The sequence below is a fragment of the Vibrio rubrogenes genome, from assembly GCF_059641415.1.
This window is the reverse complement of the sequence record NZ_JCARSY010000031.1, coordinates 1-19,220: the sequence shown is the minus strand read 5'-3', so window position 1 is coordinate 19,220 and position 19,220 is coordinate 1. Positions and strand designations below refer to the sequence as shown.

Below are 19,220 nucleotides of genomic sequence, written 5' to 3'. Positions count from 1 at the left end.
TTTGCGTTATTGGCCGGGTAAATATCGCCATTGCATTAGTTCAGGCAATACTTACCCGTGAGATGAATTTCATCTCATTTTTAAATCTTGTGGTTTATGACCGCCTAAATTATTAGACGGTGTGGTTATTGGTATTTATTATTTTTTATTCTTGATAACGATGACTTGGTAAGGTTGAATCATCATATTCTCCTGAACTTCATCTCCTGTATTTTCATTGATCCATTTCCCGGGCGGGACTTTCACATCCCGCGGCTCATTCATAAAATTCATCATAAATAAGTAGCAAGACTGTTCATCTTCACGCGTGGTTACGGACACACCGTAAGGTAGATTCTCAATGGGTCGACGAATACCGTGTAAATGAACAAGAGCGGCGTAGAATAATTCGTTAAATTCTGTCTCTGTCCGAGCCGCGATATAGTAAGCACACCCTTTCCCGATTTGGTTCTTGGTGATGACCGGGCAACCGGCAAAGAGATCTTCACGATAATAAGCCAGCGCTTGTGCCGTCTCTAAATGAATATGTTCCATTAAGTGCTTGGCTTTGAATTCACCACTAAAACCGAGACCGGCCTGATCGGTCATGGTGAACAAGACACGTTCATGGTCATAGAGTGAGTCAATCTCTTCAGCCCAAATCCCCAGTGTGCGACGCAGCGGGCTCCCTTCTCCTCCGGGAAAACCGCCCAGAAAGCACAGATCATTCTCATCAACAATGCCACTCCAATACGTTGCGACCAGTGTGCCGCCCTGCTCAACGAACGCTTCCAGCCGCTGTGCGACCCCAGGTTTAATCAGGTACAGCATCGGCGCGACGACGATCTTGTAAGGTGCAAAATCACAGAGCTGCTCGATAATGTCGCAGCTAATCCCCTGCTGCCAAAAACCGCGGTAATGATCGCACACGGTTTGTTCATAGTGCATCCCGTCATTGCGAGGGCCTGAAGCATCATCGATTGCCCAACGGTTTTCCCAGTCAAAAATAATCGCGACGTCGGCCTGCGTACCCGTTCCCGCCACATGATTGATCTGTTGCAGATACTCGCCGACGGCGGTCACTTCCCGCCCGGTACGCGTATTCGCATGACCAACATGATCAATCACTGCGCCATGAAACTTCTCCACAGAACCGCGGCTTTTGCGCCACTGGAAGTACTGCACAGAATCAGAGCCATGTGCCACCGCCTGTAAAGAAGAAAGCAGATGTACCCCGTCTTTTTTGAGTTTCGTGATGGGCTGCCAGTTAGTTTGACTGGGGGTCGATTCCATCAGCAAAAACGGCTGTTTTTTCAGCGTGCGCATCAAATCATGGTACATCCCGGTATAGCACGCGAGCGCAACTTCATCGCTGTCACGGTGCCAAAGGGGATAACTGTCCCAAGACACAACGTCAATTGACTTCACCAACTCCCAATAGTTGTAGTCGTAAAAGTACTCCATCAAATTTGCTGTTGTCGGCAGATCGGGATTGATCGATTTCAGCGGTGCAATTTCATGCGCACAGAAGTTCGCGACGCGATCCGTACAGAAACGTTTCCAATCCAGCTTCAGTGCGTGAATAGAGTTCTCTCCAATCGGAGATGGTGATTCAATTTGTTCCCAACTGGTATAAGTGTGGCTCCAGAAAGTGCTCCACCACAGCTTATTCAGATTATCCAGACAACCGTATTTGTTTTTCAGCCATACACGAAACTCTGTCTGGCAGTAATGACAGTGACAATCGCCACCATATTCATTGGAGACGTGCCAGCCGATCACTGCTGGATGCCGGCTGTAGCGTTCCGCCAGTTTGGTGTTGATGATCGTCACCTTCTCGCGGTAATTCGGCGAGCTGTAACAATGGTTATGCCGTTCGCCGTGTAGTTGTTTCACCCGTGCGCTGTTAACTCGCAGGACATCCGGATATCGTGCAGACAACCACGCCGGGCGAGCACCGCTTGGCGTCGCCAGAAACACCGAAATCCCATTATCTGCCAGGTTATCAAGGACGTTATCCAGCCATTCAAACTGAAACTGGCCTTCAACAGGTTCAAGCGTCGACCAGCTGAATATCCCGACAGACATCACGTTACATTGTGTCTGCTTCATCAGTTCAATGTCTTTGACTAAAATATCCGGTCTGTCTAACCATTGCTCAGGGTTGTAATCTGCCCCGTGAAGCAAGCCTTTTATCTTGGGAATGATGTGTTTTTTATAATTCATTATTGACCTTTAAATACTTTCAATGACGGTAAGGCATTGCCTTTAAAATCAAACAGCGCTTGGTTTTCCCATGAGTTACCCATGTCCCCTTTGTCGCCGTTATAGTGCATGCCGGCTTTCGTTGACCAAGTGGCACCATCGATCGGTAACCATGCCGGCTCCCAGTAATAGATCCCCAAGCCTTGTTGATCGGGCAGTTGATTCAGCAGTGTCATGATGTCCGCCAGATATTGCGCCTGACCAGCAACTGAAACGCTGTATCCCTCAATCGGGCCGGCCCCGGCATAACTGTTACTGAGTGAGTCACCATTTTTCGTGGTAAACGGGAAAGCCGTTTCCACCAAGACGATTGGCTTATGATAACGACGGATCACATCGTTCATATTGGCTTTGACTTTATCGATCGGGCCATGCCACCACGGGTAGTAAGACATCCCAATCACATCAAAATCGACACCGCGTTTGGTGATTTCATCAAACCACCAGCGAAACAGACCGTTGTCACCCGCTTCAGCAAGGTGCAACATGATTTTGATATCTTTACCACTGTCATTGTCATGCACCGCCCGAATACCGGCTTTTAAGAGACGTGACAGACGATCGAACTCCTTGCCATCTTGCCCCCAACTCTTACCATCCGGCCACAGCATCCCGCCGTTCAGTTCGTTACCGACCTGCACCATATCCGGAACAACACCGGCAGCTTTGAGTGCTTTCATCACGTGTGCGGTGTAGTCGTAGACTTTCAGGGTGAGGTTCTCAAATGTCAGTTGCTGCCACGCTTTTGGTTTTTGTTGTTTCTTCGGATCGGCCCAAAAATCGCTGTAATGGATATCAAGCAGGAATGACATGCCGTTTTGTTGTGCGCGCTGACCAAGCGCAATGGCACGCGCTAACGTACTATTACCGCCACCAAACACTTCACCACTGGCCGACATCGGGTCGACCCACAAACGAGCGCGGATAGAATTCACCCCATTCTCTTTTAATATTTTGACCAGATCTTTTTCATGACCATTTTGGTAATATTTTCCGCCTAGCTTTTCTATTTCCGGCAACATGGAAATATCCATCCCCCGGATAAAATCGGTTCTGAGTTGTGGCGAGGTGATAACCACCTCATCCGAGTCGGTATTTATATCTGCACTACGATGATTCGATGAATGGACGGATTGACAGCCAGCCAGAGCCACTGCCGCACTCATCAGTGCAACCTTAAATTTTCGATTCATATCTTTCTCTCTCGTATTAGCCTTTGGTACTGCCGGCGGTTAAGCCAGATACAAAGTATTTTTGTAGTGATAGATAAAGCAGCGCGACAGGTATTGAAATCAGCACGGCACCTGCTGCATATGTGGTATAACTTGCCCCCATTTTTTCTACGACCAAATTATATAAACCAATAGGCAAGGTATAATTTTCCGGCGTTCTTAAAATCGTTGTCGCGAGAATAAAATCGCCCAGTGGCCCCGTGAAGGAGAATAATGCGACGACGGCAATAATCGGTTTTGAAATCGGCAATATAATTTCCAGAAAGATACGAATATGACTGGCACCATCCATTTTGGCCGATTCATCAAGATCTCTCGGTATCGCGTCCAGATAGCCTTTCATTAAATAAGTGTTCATCGGGATCATCCCTCCCACATAAACCAGCACTAATGCAAGGTGGCTATTAATCAGGCCCAACATCTGTGCCAGAACAAATATCGCAATTAAGGCTGAGAATTGCGGGATCATCTGCAACAGCAGAAACAACATCAGACCATTTTTTCTGCCCTTAAACCGAAAGCGCGAAAATGCGTATGACGTACATGACACACAGATCAGTGTGAGTACCATGGTCAGAAAGCTAATTTTCAAACTATTCCAGAACCAAGTCAGGTAGGCGACTTTGTCATTGGCAAACAAAGTTGCATAGTGACTCAGCGTTGGGTTATCCGGGAAAATAGACTCCCCCATGATACTGTTGCCCGGATAGAATGACGCGCCAACCGTCCACACCAATGGGTAAATGATGATCACCGATACCAACAGGATCAGGCCGTAACTCAATGTCAGTCGAATGCGATTACTACGTTTAATACTCATGGTTTTATACTCATCATATGATTATCTCGCCTCTTCTTTGAATGACTTGGTCATCCGGAATTGCCAAAGCGCAATGCCCACCACGAAAATCGACAGTAACAAGGTGATTGCAGAGGCAACCCCGTATTGCGATGAGGACATCGTCAATTTGTAAATCCATGACACTAAGATATCTGTGCCGCCCGCGTTACTGCCAATGACCGCAGGACCACCATTGTTAAACAGATAAATAATGTTGAAATTGTTGAAGTTAAACGTGTATTGCGTAATTAAAATCGGTGCAATGGAGTACAGCACCAGCGGTAAGGTAATCGTCCTTAACTGTTGGAATTTACTTGCCCCATCCATCGTCGCCGCTTCATACAGATCACCCGGGATCGCCTGCAACACCCCGGTTGTCATGGCAAATACAAACGGGAAACCGAGCCAGGTTTGAATCATGATCAGCGCGACCTTGGTCCAGAACGGGTCTGTCAGCCAAGCTTTCGGTTCAATCCCAAAGCAGTCGAGAATCACGTTGTTGATCACCCCAAAGCTGTCGTTAAACATCCCGGTAAAAATCAGGATGGTGACAAAACCGGGTACCGCCCAGGGCAGAATAAAGATGGTCCGGATCAATGGCTTAAATTTCAGGTCTTTCTGGTTGACCAGAATCGCCAACAGCACGCCGACAGTACATTGCAATGTCGATGCAACTAACGTCCAGACGACCGTCCACTGCAATACATCGATAAACGTGTTTCGCCATAAGTTAATTTGGAAAATGTTAAAGAAGTTCTTTAACCCAACCCAGTCAACCAGTTTTGCCGGTGGTGAGTTGTATAAGTTGTAGTTGGTAAAGCCAATGGCGAAACCAAAGATAATCGGAAACACCACCACAAACACCAAGAGGATAAAACCGGGACTGATCATCAGATAAGGAAAACCGGCATTGATCACATTGCGGTACTGAACGCGTAATGAATTCAGCGGGCGCCCCTCATCAAACAATTGGCCGTTTTTGTACGCATCATGAATACTCAATACATAAACCGCTAAACCAAATACAACCACAAGCGAGGCGATAATCCCTTTTGCGAGCAGGAAAACCGAGTTGTCTTCAGGCAGGTTTTCGCCCAGTGTGACAAGCCCCCACATTCCGTGAGAAATAAAATCACTGGTTACGGCATAAAAACTCGTGAGCAAGATAAAAAACATCATGCCTTTTACAAACTGTCGGTTATAGAACTGGCCAAAGCCAGGTATGAACGCCAGTAAGGAGGCCGTCAATCGGTGGGATCGATAGCGTCCCGAGTCATGCTTAAAATGTTCACTCATGTCAGGTATCACTTACAAACTCCGTTTCGAAAAACATCTGGAGAAAATTTCTGGCATCTGTCAGCTCAAATCAAAAACAGGTATTAGAGTCAACAACTGCTTTTGCCAGAAAATATCCTTAAATTATTGGCCCATCATGGCGTGGTTCGCTTCGATTTGCATATGGATGCTTTCTACCGCAGAGTCGAGTGCACTTTTCGCATCTTGTTTATTGGTCGCGATCAATTGCAGTGCGCTGTTCGCAGGCCCCCATACTTCATTCATTTCCGGAATGGAAGGCATCGAGGTCGCGTGCATAGATTGTCTCGCAACAGCATTTGCACCCGGGTTATTTTTGATCACCGGATCGTTCACCAGTTTTTTCACTGCCGGTACTTCACCTGTCAGCTCAAAGCGGTGCTTGGCATTATCATAATTGTTAATGAATGTAATAAACTCTTGCGCTAATGGTTTGTTTTTCGAGAACGTGGAAATGCTATAACTCTTCACCCCCATAAATGATCCCATAGGCTTACCGGATGGTAATTTTGGCAGAGGTGCGACACCGTAGTTGATTCCCGCTTCTTTATATGGCTGTAGTGCCCAAGGACCAGTTTGAACAATCGCGGCTTTGCCCGACGTAAATAGTGAATCAATCGCATTCAGGCCGTTATTACCAATAATACCGGTTGGAAATACTTCAGACGTGTAGAACTTTTGAATAAATTTCGCGCCTTCTATCGCCCCGGGAGTGTTGAGTAATATTTTATCAGGGTCGTAAGAGCCGTCGGCTTTTTTACCGAAAACGTCGCCACCCATACCATTTAAAATGCCATAGGTGTAATAAAGCTCATCCCATTTTGCCAGCAAACCGTATTTATTTTCTTTACGGAACTTCTTCGATAATTCAAATATTTCATCCAACGTTTCTGGTAGTTCAGAAATAAGATCTTTGTTGTAAACCATAAATACGGTTTCAACCGATTTGGGTAAGCCGTAGAGGACGCCATTGTAAGTCAGTGCATCAATCGATGATTGACTAAATGTGTCGATAACCGCTTTATCAACCTGAACCGGTGCAAGTAAACCTTGGATAACCGCCCCGCCGATCTGATCATGGGGAATTAAGACCACGTCAGGACCGGTGCCCGCCGGGCCGTCCATACGCAGAGATTCAATCTGACCGCCGTATGGCATTTCAATGACTTTCACGTTTACATCGTGCTGTTTTTCAAATGCTGCAACCGCTTCTTCATTACCAAAAGACTTTTGAATGTCTTCCCAGACTAACAAGGATTGTTGCGCCAACACCATTGGCGAACAAAGCAGAGCGGTCACTGCGAGCGCAGCTATTTTTTTACTAAATTTATTATTATTCATAAAATTTCACGCCTTCGTTTTTGGTAAAAAATAAAATTTATGGTGCAAATATGCTCTCTTGTGTTATTTTTTCCATACAAGCAATTCATTCGCGTGATATAAATCACTTTAACAAGTGGTTATTGTGATAAAACGAGCAATTAAAAATAAAATTTACTAAATAAAAGACGAATTAGATCACACACTTTTTATTTATTATCATTAATGAGGAACTTAAAATGTCTTCGATTCAATTATCCAATGTCGTAAAACGTTTTGACGATACCCAAACCATTCACAACGTAAACTTGTCGATAGAAGAAGGTGAATTTGTCGTATTTGTCGGTCCTTCAGGCTGTGGCAAATCAACGCTGTTGCGTATGATTGCCGGTCTGGAAGAGATCAGTGATGGGGCCATCTCGATTGCAGGAAATGTCGTCAACGACACTCCCCCGTCAGAACGAGGCGTCGCCATGGTATTCCAATCATATGCGCTCTACCCGCATATGACGGTTGCTGAAAACATGGGGTACTCGCTAAAAGTCAATAAAGTGCCAAAAGAGCAACTTGATAAAAAAGTGCGCTTGGTCAGCAAAGCACTGCAGTTGGAACAACTGCTCGATCGTAAGCCCGCCCAACTTTCAGGGGGGCAGCGTCAGCGCGTTGCTATCGGCCGGGCAATCGTCAGAGATCCGCAAGTCTTTTTGTTTGATGAGCCGCTATCAAACCTTGATGCAGAACTACGGGTAGACATGCGCCTGCATATTGCAAAATTACACCAAGAGCTCAAGTCAACCATGATTTACGTTACGCACGATCAAGTCGAAGCCATGACGCTTGCTGATAAAATCGTCGTGCTTCGTGATGGAAAAGTTGAGCAAGTGGGTTCACCTATGGATCTGTACCATCACCCGATTAACAGATTTGTTGCCGGATTTATCGGCTCGCCTAAAATGAACTTTCTTCCTTGTACCGTTGAAAGCTGGGATGAAAGCAGCTTAACCGTAAGTCTCAATGTTGGCCGTTCAATCACCTTACCGATAAGAACAGCGCAAATTGAAACCGGTAAAGAGCTCACATTAGGGATCAGGCCTGAACATCTCACGACAAGTCCGGATATCATCACGCTGGCATTCCAGTGTGAAGTAGTCGAGAGACTGGGTGGCATGACGTACATCTTTGGCCAATGTGGCGGTGTGGATGACTTCAAGTACCTTCACCATGGGGATACACAAATACAGCCGGGTAAGTCAATTTCGTTATTTACATCACCTTCCCATTTACACATTTTTGAACCCGATGGAAACGTTATTCAATTTAATTCTGTACAATCAACGCATTAACGCCTTCGTGCCAAAGTGCATTCAGAATACGCTTTGGCATCATCGGATCGTTCGATAAAAATAATATAGGGTAATCTTTTGGCTACACTTAAAGACATTGCACAAAGAGCTAATATTTCTACTTCCACTATTTCGCGCTTTCTTAACGAAGACCCGACTTTATCTGTCAGTGAAGATAAGAAACGAGCTATTTTGGAGGCCGTAGAGTCACTGGGTTATCAATCCCCTAAACGGAGTAAAAAACAGTTTGTTCATCATGAAGTCACCAAAACCAATGAGCCGTCTGACACACAAGTTGTGATGTTGAACTTTTTAACCCCCACACAGGAAATCGACGATCCGTATTTCACGTCTATTCGTGCCGGTATTCAAAACCGTTGTTTAGAAAAAGGCATCGATTTAAAAACACTCCATTTGGATCAAATCGATGCCAATCTAAAAGTGATTGAAAATGCCCCGACCCTGATCGCGGTCGGACATTTCTCCAAACAGGTTGTCGAAACTTTGTATCAGGCGAACCAAAATATTATTTTTGTTGATTCTAACCCCTTGGGCAGCAAAACAGATGCTGTCTTAATTGACCGGTTAGCGTTATCCAATGAAGTCATGCAGCATGTGTTAAATAACCGCTGTAAACGCCCTGCTTTTATCGGCAATAATGAGGAACGCTTGCATGTCTTTCGTAAAGTAACCAAAGAACACGGCTTGTATCACGAGGCATTATGTAAAGTCAGTAAAGAATATTGCATCGAATCCGGATATCAAGCGATGAAAGAAATGCTACAGCTCGATGAACTTCCCGATGTGGTTTACGCGGCAACAGATATGGTCGCCGTCGGGGTTTATCGCGCGATTTATGAGTGTGGGTTAACCATTCCCGGAGACATACAAGTCATCGGAACCAATGATATTTCGTCAGCCCGACACATGAGTCCAAGTCTGACAACAATGAGACTATTTCCATTTGAAATGGGAGAAGTCGCCATCGATATGTTCATTGAAAAAATGGCGGGCAGAAAGTATAAAAAAACAGTTTTATTTGGTCATGAATTTATATGGCGGGACAGTTTTAAAATTAAATAAATTCGCGCCGGTTTTTATTCACAATGACACTATCGCAATCGCATTGATCCCATCATTTTTTCACAAGGATCATCGTCACAATTATATAAGTAAATTTACTTATATAATTTACCCACAATCACAACCCTATAAAACACTTGATTAAAATCATCCCGAATACATTAATACATCACATCAATATTAAAATCAGTTGCTATTATATTTTTACGTCATTAAAGCGACGATAACGTGAATAAATAACAACGGTGAAACGATGAACAAAACCCTAAAAATACTTGCTATCTTCAGCTCATTAGCCACATCGAGCTATTCTCATGCGTTGATTAAAGGCGCGGATATTAGCTGGATCACTCAGATGGAAGACAGTGGTTACGAGTTCTACAACGATTGGGGCTATCGACAAGATGTCCTTTCAATATTACGCGACCATGGCATGAACGCAGTCCGTTTACGGGTTTGGGTTAACCCCAGCGATGGGTATTACAATTCACTTGAAGATGTGATCACCAAAGCCAAATGGGCGAAGGCCGCCAATATGGACGTGATGATTGATTTCCACTATAGCGATACGTGGGCAGATCCGGGCAATCAATGGAAACCTGCTGCATGGGCGCAACTCAGCTTTGATGATTTAATGGCGAAAGTCTGGTCTTACACCCGCGACTCACTCAATACCTTAAAAGCTGCCGGCATTACGCCGAAATGGATTCAGATCGGTAATGAAACCAATAACGGCATGCTATGGAATGACGGGATGGCGTCAAGCAACATGCGTAACTATGCATGGTTGTTTAATAGCGGACGCAACGCTGCGAAAGAAGTTTTCCCCAATGCAAAAGTCATTGTTCATTTGGCGAATTGCCATGACAGCGATAATTTTCGCTGGATATTTGACGGATTACAGTCCAATAGTGCCTGGTGGGATGTGATTGGTGCATCGTCTTATCCCAAGAATGCGACCGGCCTGACTTGGCAAGAAGCAAACCGCCGATGTCTGAATAACCTGAATGACATGGTCAATCGCTATGGTACTGAAGTGATGATCACGGAAATCGGTGTGCCTTGGGATGATCCTGAATCGAAAACGATTGTTGCAGACATGATCCAAAAAGTACGTCAGGTCAATCAGGGCAAAGGGATTGGGATTTTCTACTGGGAGCCACAGGCCTACAGTTGGCAAGGCTATACCTTGGGCGCATGGAATCCAGATACGCGCCGCCCGACAGAGGCTCTGGATGCTTTCCTTGAATAACTCACAGCAGATGATTTGCCAAGCCCCTCAAAATGATGAGGGGCATCATCAAAAGTTCAGTATCCGTTAACATGAGGGCGTTAAACGCACTGATTGACGCCAGATTAAAGGTGCAGTAAACAGTAACTTCTCTGCACTTTGTTCAGCGCCTTCGGTTTTTTCCAACCGTTCAATGATGGCATTGGTCATTTCATCTAAAGGTTGGCCGAAGGTGGTCAGTTGATAACTTAACCAGCCCGCTTGTTCAATATTGTCAAAACCGATAACACAAAGATCTTCCGGTATGTTTAGTTTAAACTCCTGTCGGGCTGCATCCATAAAGCCACATGCAATTAAATCCGTTACACAGAACACACCATCAGGACGCTGGCGCGAAGGAAGAATTTGTCGTGCGGTTTCAACACCGGTTTGATAACTTGTCGGGCCGCAGCGGTAGACGGTACATTCGATATTACTCTCATCAGCTGCAGCGAAGAAAAGTTGTTCTCTTTTCAATAAACTTGGTGACTGGATTGTGGAAGAAATAACGGCAAGCCTTTGGCATCCGGCTTGTTTCAACATGTACAAGGCATCGTACATGGTATTGGAATAATCCAGAGAGATATGATCGGCACCGTCGAATTGTCCTTCACGGTTGACCAGAATGACGTGTTGACCGCTATTCACACAAGTTTCGACCAAAGACGCCTGCGGTGTTCCTGATAATACGATAGTCGCTGAAGCCCGATAATTCAGCGTTTGCCGTAAGGCTGCATCGGCATCAGCTTCAACACCTGAAGTATTAATCACCATCACAGCACGACTTGCTTGCTGCAGTTTTAGGGTTAGGGCATCCAGTAAACGAGCCTGATAAGGCGCATTTAAGTTGGCGCCGAGCAGGCAAACCGGTCGGCTACGTTCATTGGAGAGTCCCCGCGCCAGATGATTGACATGATAATTGAGAGTTTTCGCGGCTTCTAACACCTTATGCCGGGTATATTCCGATACACTGGCTCCCGGGGTAAAAGTGCGCGAAACCGCTGAGCGTGAAACGCCGGCTAAACGTGCAACTTCTGCTGCACTTGCTACAATTTTTTGTTTCGAATTACTCATAAATTTACTTTTGAATGACTCACAAAGTTGAATTCAACCGATCTTGACCAAAGCCAGCCTGACGTAAAAGATGTTCCATCTTAATCGCTCTGTGTGCAAGTTCGATGAGCATCGGTTTGGGTGTTTCGAACCATTCGTCCGGATGCAATTGACGTTTATCGCGAATATGAGCAATCGCTGAGTCTAATGTCGGGTATTTTTCTGGCCATTCTAAATGGAGAAAAATTGCGACAACGGTGACTGAGCGGCTTCGACCGCCACGGCAGTGAACCAGAATATTCCCTTTTTCTCTCACTTTGTATGATGGTTTTTCCGGTATCCGTTGGCTTAAACATGAACGCATTAAGTGATATCCCGCTAGCAGCATAGATTCGGGATTCCCCGGACCGTCGATCAAACCGATTTTATAATATCGAATTGGCCCCCAGCCAAATTGAGACAGAGATTCTGTATGTTGAGGATCAAGCTGATCCACCCAGTCTATGTCCAGATTGACCGCACAGTTGAGGACAGTAGTAATATTGTGTTTGCGCAGCAGTTCGATGTCTGCAGCTCCGGTCGAGCCTCCGATATAAATATCGACATCCCATGCAGGAATATGGCTCTCGATCAGGCTAATCGGCGGGCGAGTATAATGAGGAAGGTTTGTGATCATCATGATTTCCCGATTTTAATTGCTAACTAGAGGTTTGATTTCGATCTGAGTGGCTTCAGATAACGCCGGGGCGATGTGAGGAGCAGCGGCAAGGACTGCCCCTCCGTGACCGATATCGGCGTGGTTTTTAGGGAAACGACAAGTCATGCCCCCCGCCTCTTCAACCATCAATAGTCCGGCAAGACAATCCCACGCATTCATATGGAGTTCGGCATAGCCATCCGTGCGACCTTCGGCAACCCAGGCTAAGGCTAATGCACCGGAAGCGCCGCGTCGGATATTGACACCGGACTCAAGCAGCGCTGTATAGACATCCAGATAACGTTGCAGCGTCACTCGGTTTGACCAGCCCAGCTCACATGAGGTGGCTTGTAATTCGGATGTTGTTGCCACGCGCAATGGCATACCATTTTTCTCCACATACACACCTTTCCGTGCAAGATAAAGCTCATCGGTGGCTGGATTAAATATCCCCCCCAACAAAGTCACGCCATCTTTTACGAATGCGAGTACCACACAAAAGTGCTCAATACCACGGGCAAAGTTGGCCGTACCGTCAATCGGATCAATAATCCAAAGCTGGGAATTGTCTACCTGCCCGCCAACTTCCTCACCTAAAATATCGTCAGCCGGAAAAGCCGCTTTTAGTTTGTGACGGATATACTGTTCAACCACAGTATCGGATTCGGTTAAAAAATCCTGAGCACCTTTCAGGGTATATTCCCCCGGGCGACGAGATTTGAAATGTGAAAGCGCAAGCGCCCCGGCTTGCTGTAATGTTTCTTTCAGAGTTGTTTCTCTGGCGTCTAATTCTAATGGGTTCAAAAAATTCTGTCCGGTTAAACTGCGCAGGATTTCTGCGCAGCAAGTGAGTTGGTCGTTCTGTATCTAGGTTCTCTATAAACTGGGGGCGGTGTCAATTAGCGTTGGTAATTGAGGCTCCACAGATCCATCCAGTCCTGACGTTTTTGCCAGTCTGAATTTAAGCTCGTCATCTTATACATCATCAATTGATCGCGGTATTGTTGAATACCGGATGCTTCTTCTGCCGGTAAAGCCACTTTCTGGTTAGCAGAGATTTTGCCATCAATACCTTGCAATTTGATGCCTTCAGCCGTCATCAGATAATGAATAAATAGTTTAGAGGCGTTCGGGCTATTCGTTTTCGTGGTGATCACACCCGGAGACGGATAAAGCACACCGATAAATGGCTTCAGTCCGGCACAAATGCCCAGTTTCATCCCGTTTTTATTTTCACGGAATTTAGCGGTACTGATCAGTCCGACAAAGCTGTCTTTGACATCAGGAGCGCCGATTGCCTGCGCGGCATCACCGTCTGATTTGGTGAGTAACGGGCCGTTCCGGGCCAGACGCTTGACAAATTCTGCCGTTGCGGAGCCTTCATCCGTTTTGAGGGGATGACCATAAAGATCCTGATACGCTTTGGCCATTTGATCATCATAGTGGGTCGCCATTTGATTAAAAGTATCCGCATAAAGTGGCTTAATCAGCGGATCCTGCATTGCGATTTTATGATGCCATTTCGGCTCAGTCAGTTGCCAGATGTTGGTGAGCGGGCAAGTTTGGTATTGTGCGGTGTTATAGGCCCAAACATTGGATGCAAGCACAACCGTCAATGGATTCTGATAATCTGTGGCGATATCTTGTTTCATATCATCAGGTACCCAACTGAAGACATAGCCCTTATCTAAGAGCTGAACTTGGGCCGCCGGTGCATCTTCGATGAGTGCGACATCCGCTTTAACATTATTGGCCTGAGCTTCGCGGCCGATGATCTCGATAATATTCGGTGCTTTCGCTTTGATCCCGACCGCCTCAACGCCGTATTTGGCAGTGAAATCTTTTGCTTGCTGAACAATTTTACCGGTCGGCGCATACACCGTAATCGCTTCTTCTTGTTGCGCAGCAGCAACTAATGCATCCAAATCAAATGATTCATTGGCGTGTGTCGCGAATGATAGGCCTGCAGTCACAATCGACAGCGCAAGCAAGTTATATTTCATCTTCATCTCCGTTTCCTTCATGGGAATTGTCAATCAATGTGTTTCAGGTTGAGTTAAGCTAAATGAGCACAAACATTTGTGACGTCAGGCCAGATAGGATTGATGCTTAATGGTAAAAGTTCTACCCGCTCGCCATGCGGTGTAAAAAAGTGCAGCGCTTCATTGGGCAGTTCACAATAGAGAATGTCCCCAGCTTGATAGGTCGGTCGTAACTGGGTTGAATGAAATAGTCGGTCTTGCCCGCTCACCAGTTCAATCACCCAACTGCCGCCTGTCGGCATGATGGATTCAACCACCATTTCAGTACTATTCATCACTGAATTTTTGTGTAATACCAGCGCTTCCGGACGAATACCACAGTGTGCGACTTTGTCGATATCGGTATAACGGCGAGCAATTTCACGTTTGATGTCACTTTTGCTATTGGCGCCATCGGCAAAATCGATCATGTTCAGTTTCGGTGTCCCGATAAATTCAGCAACAAAACGGTTGGCGGGTGTGGCATAGATATCGTCCGGTGTGCCAACCTGCTGTAGTTCTCCGTTACTCATCACGGCAATGGTGGTTGCCAGTGTCATTGCTTCCCATTGATCGTGGCTGACAAATACAATCGTTGTCCCGAAGGTTTGATGAATTCGACGGAGTTCCGCACGCATTTCCAGACGCAGTGCAGCATCTAAGTTCGACAATGGTTCATCAAGCAGAAGAACGCCGGGATTCACTACCAGCATGCGAGCCAGCGCGACGCGCTGTTGCTGCCCACCGGATAGCTGCGAAGGGTAACGCTTGGCATAACCGGCAATTCTCAGCTTTTCCATCACATCCTGACAGCGTTGTAGTCGTTCATCTTTGGCGACTTTTTGCAGTTTTAGACCGAATGCAACATTCTCTTCTACCGTCATATGGGGCCATAAGGCGTAGCTCTGAAAGACTAACCCGATGCCGCGTTTCTCCGGTGGAACAAAGCAGCCATGTTCGACGGAATCCATCAGTTGATCATTAATTGAAATAGAGCCGCCGGTTGTGTGCTCTATCCCAGCGATCATCCGTAAGATAGTGGTCTTTCCACAACCAGAAGGGCCGAGCAAACACATGAATTCACCTTCTTTGACGGTTAAATCCAACCCTTTTACCGCTGCGCTTTTGGCTCCCGGATAGGTTTTCTGTAATTGAGATAAAGTGATGGTTGGCATATTAACTCTCCAATCCTTGTGCCAGTCCGGTGCCTGAAATACGTTGAATGAGTACCGTGCCTCCCCAGGCAACCAGCGCAATCATCAGTACCACAGCATTCGCGGCCTGGTCATAGTTATAGTCAATCAGACGTAGTGAATAGGTCGTTAAGACGTCGGTCGCGGGAATCGCGAGAATAATAAACAGACTGACCCCTTTAATTCCGGAAATAAAAGGTAATAAGATTCCCGTTGCCAAAGGTGCAGCCTGAATCGGTACGATAATGCGAATTAAGCGGGTCAACCAGTTCGCTCCGGCGATACGGGCGGCTTCTTCGGGCTCTTTGCCTAGTTGTGTCATCGCAGCGATGCCGGAACGACTGGCGAATGGCATTTGTTCTGCAATCAGCGCAATAATCAGTAAAACCGGTAAGCCATAAAGTGCAGGAATTGGCCCGTGTGAAACGGCAAACAGAGAAAGAAACGCAGCGGCAAAGGCAATACCGGGTACTAAGTACGGCATAAAAGTGACTTGTTTGAGAAACTGTCCTACCCAAGGAATCGTACAGCGTATAACCGCATAACCGACCAATAGTCCTAACACACCTGAAATGAGTGAGGCACTTCCCACGATCATGACGGTATTCCAGGCGGCATCCCAGAACTCCCGCGTAAGCAGAATGCCACTATGCAGGGCTAAGGTATCGAGGTTTTCACCAATCCAATAGTCAAAGGTAAAATTCTCCGGATTAAAGCGCCCCGGCAGAATCATAATCGTAGAGAGGAATAAAGTAATCAGCGGGATTGCGACCCCAATCATCACAAACAGGCTTGCCAGTCCGGTTGCCGGTAAACGCATAACCCCGAGTCGGTTGGTTCGTTCCATTTGCCCTTTCACACCAACGGTAATAAAGCGGCGGGCTTCTTTCATCATGCGCATATCAATTATCAGTGTGACGATACCAATCAACATGATCACCAGCGCCACCACAGCGGCCACGCCACTTTGCCGGGAATCTAAAGCACGATACAGGCTGGTCGACAGCGTATTAAAATTGACTGGCAAACCAAGGATATAAGGAATCGCAAACTCACCAATACAATCGGCGAAAATCAGTAATGCCGCAGAAAGCAGAGCAGGACGAATCAAAGGTAAGATAATTTGTAGAGAAATCGTCTTACGCTCAGCACCCAGAATGCGCGCGCAATCCTCTAATTGAGAGTCAAAGCGGCGCAGTGCATTACCGACAATCAAAATAACCAGCGGCACATAGTGAATTACCAGAATCACGACCATGGGGAAAAAGCCATAGGCGATCCAGTCCGGCATAGTGATGCCCATGGCTTCGAGCCATCCTGGCTGACCACCAATGGTGCGATTTTTGAAAATGGTTGTCCACGCCAAGGCGAAAGTCCATGAAGGCAACATAAATGGCACAATCAAGGCAGTCGCAAACCATTTCCTGCCGAACATATCGGTACGGTTAACCAACCACGCCAGTGTCACACCCAATAACAAAGCGAAAAATACGGTTAGTGCGGCCACACTGATTGTGTGCTGCAGCGGTTGCCACAATAAGAGTTGTGACATGCGAGAAGTCAGTACCCGACTCAGGTAATAACTTGTCGTTGCACCTTCTGTTTGATGGGTACGCATTTCGTCGCCGGACTGAACAATGAATGCGTCAGTTGCAATCGACAGCACCGGAGCAACAATTAAATAAGCGAAAAACATCAATAGCAATAACGCTAACAGGTTCGCCGGTTCTTGCTTGGCAACCGCAAAACGATGTTTTACCTTGTGTAATGCACTTGTTTGCATCCGCGCAGAACAAGTTGGTAATCCAAACACAACGCTCTCCTTTTGATGTGTTGATGCTGATTACCTTAGAAGAGTCAGATGACAGAAATATGAATATATTGCACGTACGTGCAGAACATTCAAATAAGAAATAAAGCTGTAATAAAGTCTGTTTAATGTTCTGACCAACCTTTAACATGCTCAATAGAGCAACAATTTCACTTTGACATTAAGGAAGATTGATGACTCGTTATACTCTTATTGCATCCGCGATTTATGCAGGGTTGTTAAGTAGCATGAGTGGTAGCATTCATGCACAACAACCATCAGATACATATCAATACAGCAGCAAAACGACCTACTCGGCTCAGCAAGATTTGACCGGCTATGAACCTGCACCATCTGACTATCATGTTGTTTTTACACAGTTAGTTGAGCGACATGGCGCACGTACTTTATCCAGCCCTAAGTACGATATACTGACGAAGCAAGTCTGGGATTTGGCAAAAAAACGTGGCCAGTTAACAAAATTAGGTGAAAAAATTGGCCCGATTATCGATCAAATAATCACCGCAAATGAAAAATTGGGTTATGGATTATTAACCAAAATCGGTGAAGAAGAACCAGCCGGAATTGCATCACGTATGGCCCGGCGTCTGTCTTCTATTATGACGAATGATGATAAAAACCCTGTTTGCATCCAGGTGCAAACCTCTGGTAAAGAGCGAGCAAATCAAACTGCGTATTACTTTATGCAGTCGCTGGCAAACGATGTCGCCTACATAGCAAATGACGCGACACACTGCTATCAAACACAAACGCAGCCTGATCAAATCGATAAGCAACTGGTGAATAAGTTTGAGCTTTATTTCCATAAAACCAACCCGAAAAAAAACGATCAATATCGCGAGTATGCGGATAACTATAAAGCCTACAAAAAGTTTAAAGATTCAGAAAAGTTAGAAGCCGTCTTTGATGCCATTCAAAAGCTGCCACAAACGAAGTTACTTGCCCGTCAGATGTTAGAGCGGATTTATACAAAAGAGTTTGTCGACTTTCTGGAAAATGGGGTTTCGGATAATAAAAAATGCGACATCGCTGCGGACAATTGTTTTAAAACCAATACCAGAAAACCTGATGAAATCGAAGACGACTGGAAGTATGTGCACAATGAAGTCGATGCGGCTTCGATGCTTTACAGCATGTTTAGTATCGCACCTGGCATGATACGTGAGGCGCAAGCTCAGGGCGGAGAATGGAATCTAAAACAGTTTATTACTGCCGAAGAGTCGGCATGGTTTTCTTATCAGTCTGATGCAGAAGACTTTTATGAAAAAGGCCCGAGTTTTTCCGATGGGAATGGCGTGACATATAACATCGCGAAACCATTGCTAAAAGATATGTTCAATGAAATGGATGCGGTGGCAAATAATAGTCAAACCACGAAACATGTAGCGAAAGTTCGCTTTGCCCATGCAGAAGAGATCATACCTCTCGCAGCGTTACTTCATGTTAAAGGTAGTACTCAATCTGCCGATCCCGCTGTTCTTTACACTCAAGAAAATAATGAATGGCGTGGTGGTTGGGTAACGCCATATTCTGCAAATATACAGTGGGATGTTTATAAGAATAATACAGAAGGCAGCGCAATACTGGTCAAAATGCTTTACAACGAAAAAGAAATTGGCTTTAAAGCAGATTGTAAAGTATTTCCGGGAACACAGTATTTTTACAGTCTAACTGAACTTAAACGCTGTTATAAAAAAGAATTAACCACCACTGATTAATTGGTAATTTATCACAAATTAAAAGTTATATATTAACAGTATCAATTTAAAATAATTCAA

Annotated in this window: 15 protein-coding genes; 4 read left to right on the top strand and 11 right to left on the bottom strand. The window is 45.6% G+C overall.

Features of this window, described 5'->3' with window-relative positions; all coding sequences use genetic code 11:
• Positions 1 to 138: 138 nt before the first annotated feature.
• The 5 genes from AC55NX_RS16790 to AC55NX_RS16770 form a co-directional block, all read right to left on the bottom strand.
• Positions 139 to 2,205, bottom strand: a complete 2,067-nt coding sequence (locus tag AC55NX_RS16790) for a beta-galactosidase (protein WP_496996780.1) — start codon at positions 2,203 to 2,205, stop codon at positions 139 to 141.
• Complete coding sequence (locus AC55NX_RS16785) at positions 2,205 to 3,437, bottom strand: glycoside hydrolase family 53 protein (protein WP_496996779.1); 1,233 nt, start codon at positions 3,435 to 3,437, stop codon at positions 2,205 to 2,207. The genes AC55NX_RS16790 and AC55NX_RS16785 overlap by 1 nt, the downstream gene beginning before the upstream one ends.
• Before the next feature lie 16 nt (positions 3,438 to 3,453).
• Positions 3,454 to 4,296 (bottom strand): sugar ABC transporter permease, encoded by an 843-nt coding sequence (locus AC55NX_RS16780; protein WP_496996778.1) that lies wholly within the window; start codon positions 4,294 to 4,296, stop codon positions 3,454 to 3,456.
• Positions 4,297 to 4,317: 21 nt separating this feature from the next.
• The gene (locus AC55NX_RS16775) at positions 4,318 to 5,613 is read right to left on the bottom strand and encodes a carbohydrate ABC transporter permease (protein WP_496996777.1); all 1,296 of its coding nucleotides are present in this window, start codon (positions 5,611 to 5,613) and stop codon (positions 4,318 to 4,320) included.
• Between the two features lie 123 nt (positions 5,614 to 5,736).
• On the bottom strand, positions 5,737 to 6,972 hold the full coding sequence (locus tag AC55NX_RS16770; RefSeq protein ID WP_496996776.1) for an extracellular solute-binding protein: 1,236 nt from the start codon (positions 6,970 to 6,972) through the stop codon (positions 5,737 to 5,739).
• A gap of 218 nt (positions 6,973 to 7,190) precedes the next feature.
• On the opposite strand from AC55NX_RS16770, the gene AC55NX_RS16765 reads away from it, so the two are divergent.
• The 3 genes from AC55NX_RS16765 (at position 7,191) to AC55NX_RS16755 (ending at position 10,629) form a co-directional block, all read left to right on the top strand.
• Positions 7,191 to 8,294 carry an ABC transporter ATP-binding protein gene (locus AC55NX_RS16765; protein ID WP_496996775.1) on the top strand — a complete coding sequence of 368 codons (1,104 nt, stop codon included), beginning with the start codon at positions 7,191 to 7,193 and terminating at the stop codon, positions 8,292 to 8,294.
• A 78-nt stretch (positions 8,295 to 8,372) separates the two neighbouring features.
• Positions 8,373 to 9,377 carry a LacI family DNA-binding transcriptional regulator gene (locus tag AC55NX_RS16760; protein ID WP_496996774.1) on the top strand — a complete coding sequence of 335 codons (1,005 nt, stop codon included), beginning with the start codon at positions 8,373 to 8,375 and terminating at the stop codon, positions 9,375 to 9,377.
• 253 nt (positions 9,378 to 9,630) lie between these two features.
• Positions 9,631 to 10,629: a glycoside hydrolase family 53 protein gene (locus AC55NX_RS16755; protein WP_496996773.1), complete on the top strand. Its 999-nt coding sequence runs from the start codon at positions 9,631 to 9,633 to the stop codon at positions 10,627 to 10,629.
• Between the two features lie 66 nt (positions 10,630 to 10,695).
• On the opposite strand, the gene AC55NX_RS16750 is transcribed toward AC55NX_RS16755, so the two are convergent.
• From AC55NX_RS16750 to AC55NX_RS16725, 6 genes are all read right to left on the bottom strand, one after another.
• Entirely contained in the window at positions 10,696 to 11,721 is a 1,026-nt protein-coding gene (locus AC55NX_RS16750; protein ID WP_496996772.1) for a LacI family DNA-binding transcriptional regulator, read from the bottom strand.
• Between the two features lie 19 nt (positions 11,722 to 11,740).
• Positions 11,741 to 12,379, bottom strand: a complete 639-nt coding sequence (locus AC55NX_RS16745) for a dual specificity protein phosphatase family protein (protein WP_496996771.1) — start codon at positions 12,377 to 12,379, stop codon at positions 11,741 to 11,743.
• Between the two features lie 12 nt (positions 12,380 to 12,391).
• A complete protein-coding gene (locus AC55NX_RS16740; protein ID WP_496996770.1) occupies positions 12,392 to 13,201 on the bottom strand; it encodes an inositol monophosphatase family protein in 810 nt (269 codons plus the stop codon).
• Between the two features lie 95 nt (positions 13,202 to 13,296).
• Positions 13,297 to 14,400 (bottom strand): ABC transporter substrate-binding protein, encoded by a 1,104-nt coding sequence (locus AC55NX_RS16735; protein WP_496996769.1) that lies wholly within the window; start codon positions 14,398 to 14,400, stop codon positions 13,297 to 13,299.
• A gap of 53 nt (positions 14,401 to 14,453) precedes the next feature.
• Positions 14,454 to 15,593, bottom strand: a complete 1,140-nt coding sequence (locus AC55NX_RS16730) for an ABC transporter ATP-binding protein (RefSeq protein WP_496996768.1) — start codon at positions 15,591 to 15,593, stop codon at positions 14,454 to 14,456.
• Position 15,594: 1 nt separating this feature from the next.
• Positions 15,595 to 17,424 carry an ABC transporter permease gene (locus AC55NX_RS16725; RefSeq protein ID WP_496996767.1) on the bottom strand — a complete coding sequence of 610 codons (1,830 nt, stop codon included), beginning with the start codon at positions 17,422 to 17,424 and terminating at the stop codon, positions 15,595 to 15,597.
• Positions 17,425 to 17,615: 191 nt separating this feature from the next.
• Between AC55NX_RS16725 and AC55NX_RS16720 the strand changes: the two genes are divergently transcribed.
• Positions 17,616 to 19,160: a histidine phosphatase family protein gene (locus AC55NX_RS16720; protein ID WP_496996766.1), complete on the top strand. Its 1,545-nt coding sequence runs from the start codon at positions 17,616 to 17,618 to the stop codon at positions 19,158 to 19,160.
• Positions 19,161 to 19,220 lie beyond the last annotated feature (60 nt).

What these genes read in the sequence shown, in the direction of transcription:
- AC55NX_RS16790 (WP_496996780.1), bottom strand. Translation starts at nt 2,205, where the DNA reads ATGAATTATAAAAAACACATCATTCCCAAGATAAAAGGCTTGCTTCAC.
- AC55NX_RS16785 (WP_496996779.1), bottom strand. Translation starts at nt 3,437, where the DNA reads ATGAATCGAAAATTTAAGGTTGCACTGATGAGTGCGGCAGTGGCTCTG.
- AC55NX_RS16780 (WP_496996778.1), bottom strand. Translation starts at nt 4,296, where the DNA reads ATGAGTATTAAACGTAGTAATCGCATTCGACTGACATTGAGTTACGGC.
- AC55NX_RS16775 (WP_496996777.1), bottom strand. Translation starts at nt 5,613, where the DNA reads ATGAGTGAACATTTTAAGCATGACTCGGGACGCTATCGATCCCACCGA.
- AC55NX_RS16770 (WP_496996776.1), bottom strand. Translation starts at nt 6,972, where the DNA reads ATGAATAATAATAAATTTAGTAAAAAAATAGCTGCGCTCGCAGTGACC.
- AC55NX_RS16765 (WP_496996775.1), top strand. Translation starts at nt 7,191, where the DNA reads ATGTCTTCGATTCAATTATCCAATGTCGTAAAACGTTTTGACGATACC.
- AC55NX_RS16755 (WP_496996773.1), top strand. Translation starts at nt 9,631, where the DNA reads ATGAACAAAACCCTAAAAATACTTGCTATCTTCAGCTCATTAGCCACA.
- AC55NX_RS16750 (WP_496996772.1), bottom strand. Translation starts at nt 11,721, where the DNA reads ATGAGTAATTCGAAACAAAAAATTGTAGCAAGTGCAGCAGAAGTTGCA.
- AC55NX_RS16745 (WP_496996771.1), bottom strand. Translation starts at nt 12,379, where the DNA reads ATGATGATCACAAACCTTCCTCATTATACTCGCCCGCCGATTAGCCTG.
- AC55NX_RS16735 (WP_496996769.1), bottom strand. Translation starts at nt 14,400, where the DNA reads ATGAAATATAACTTGCTTGCGCTGTCGATTGTGACTGCAGGCCTATCA.
- AC55NX_RS16730 (WP_496996768.1), bottom strand. Translation starts at nt 15,593, where the DNA reads ATGCCAACCATCACTTTATCTCAATTACAGAAAACCTATCCGGGAGCC.
- AC55NX_RS16720 (WP_496996766.1), top strand. Translation starts at nt 17,616, where the DNA reads ATGACTCGTTATACTCTTATTGCATCCGCGATTTATGCAGGGTTGTTA.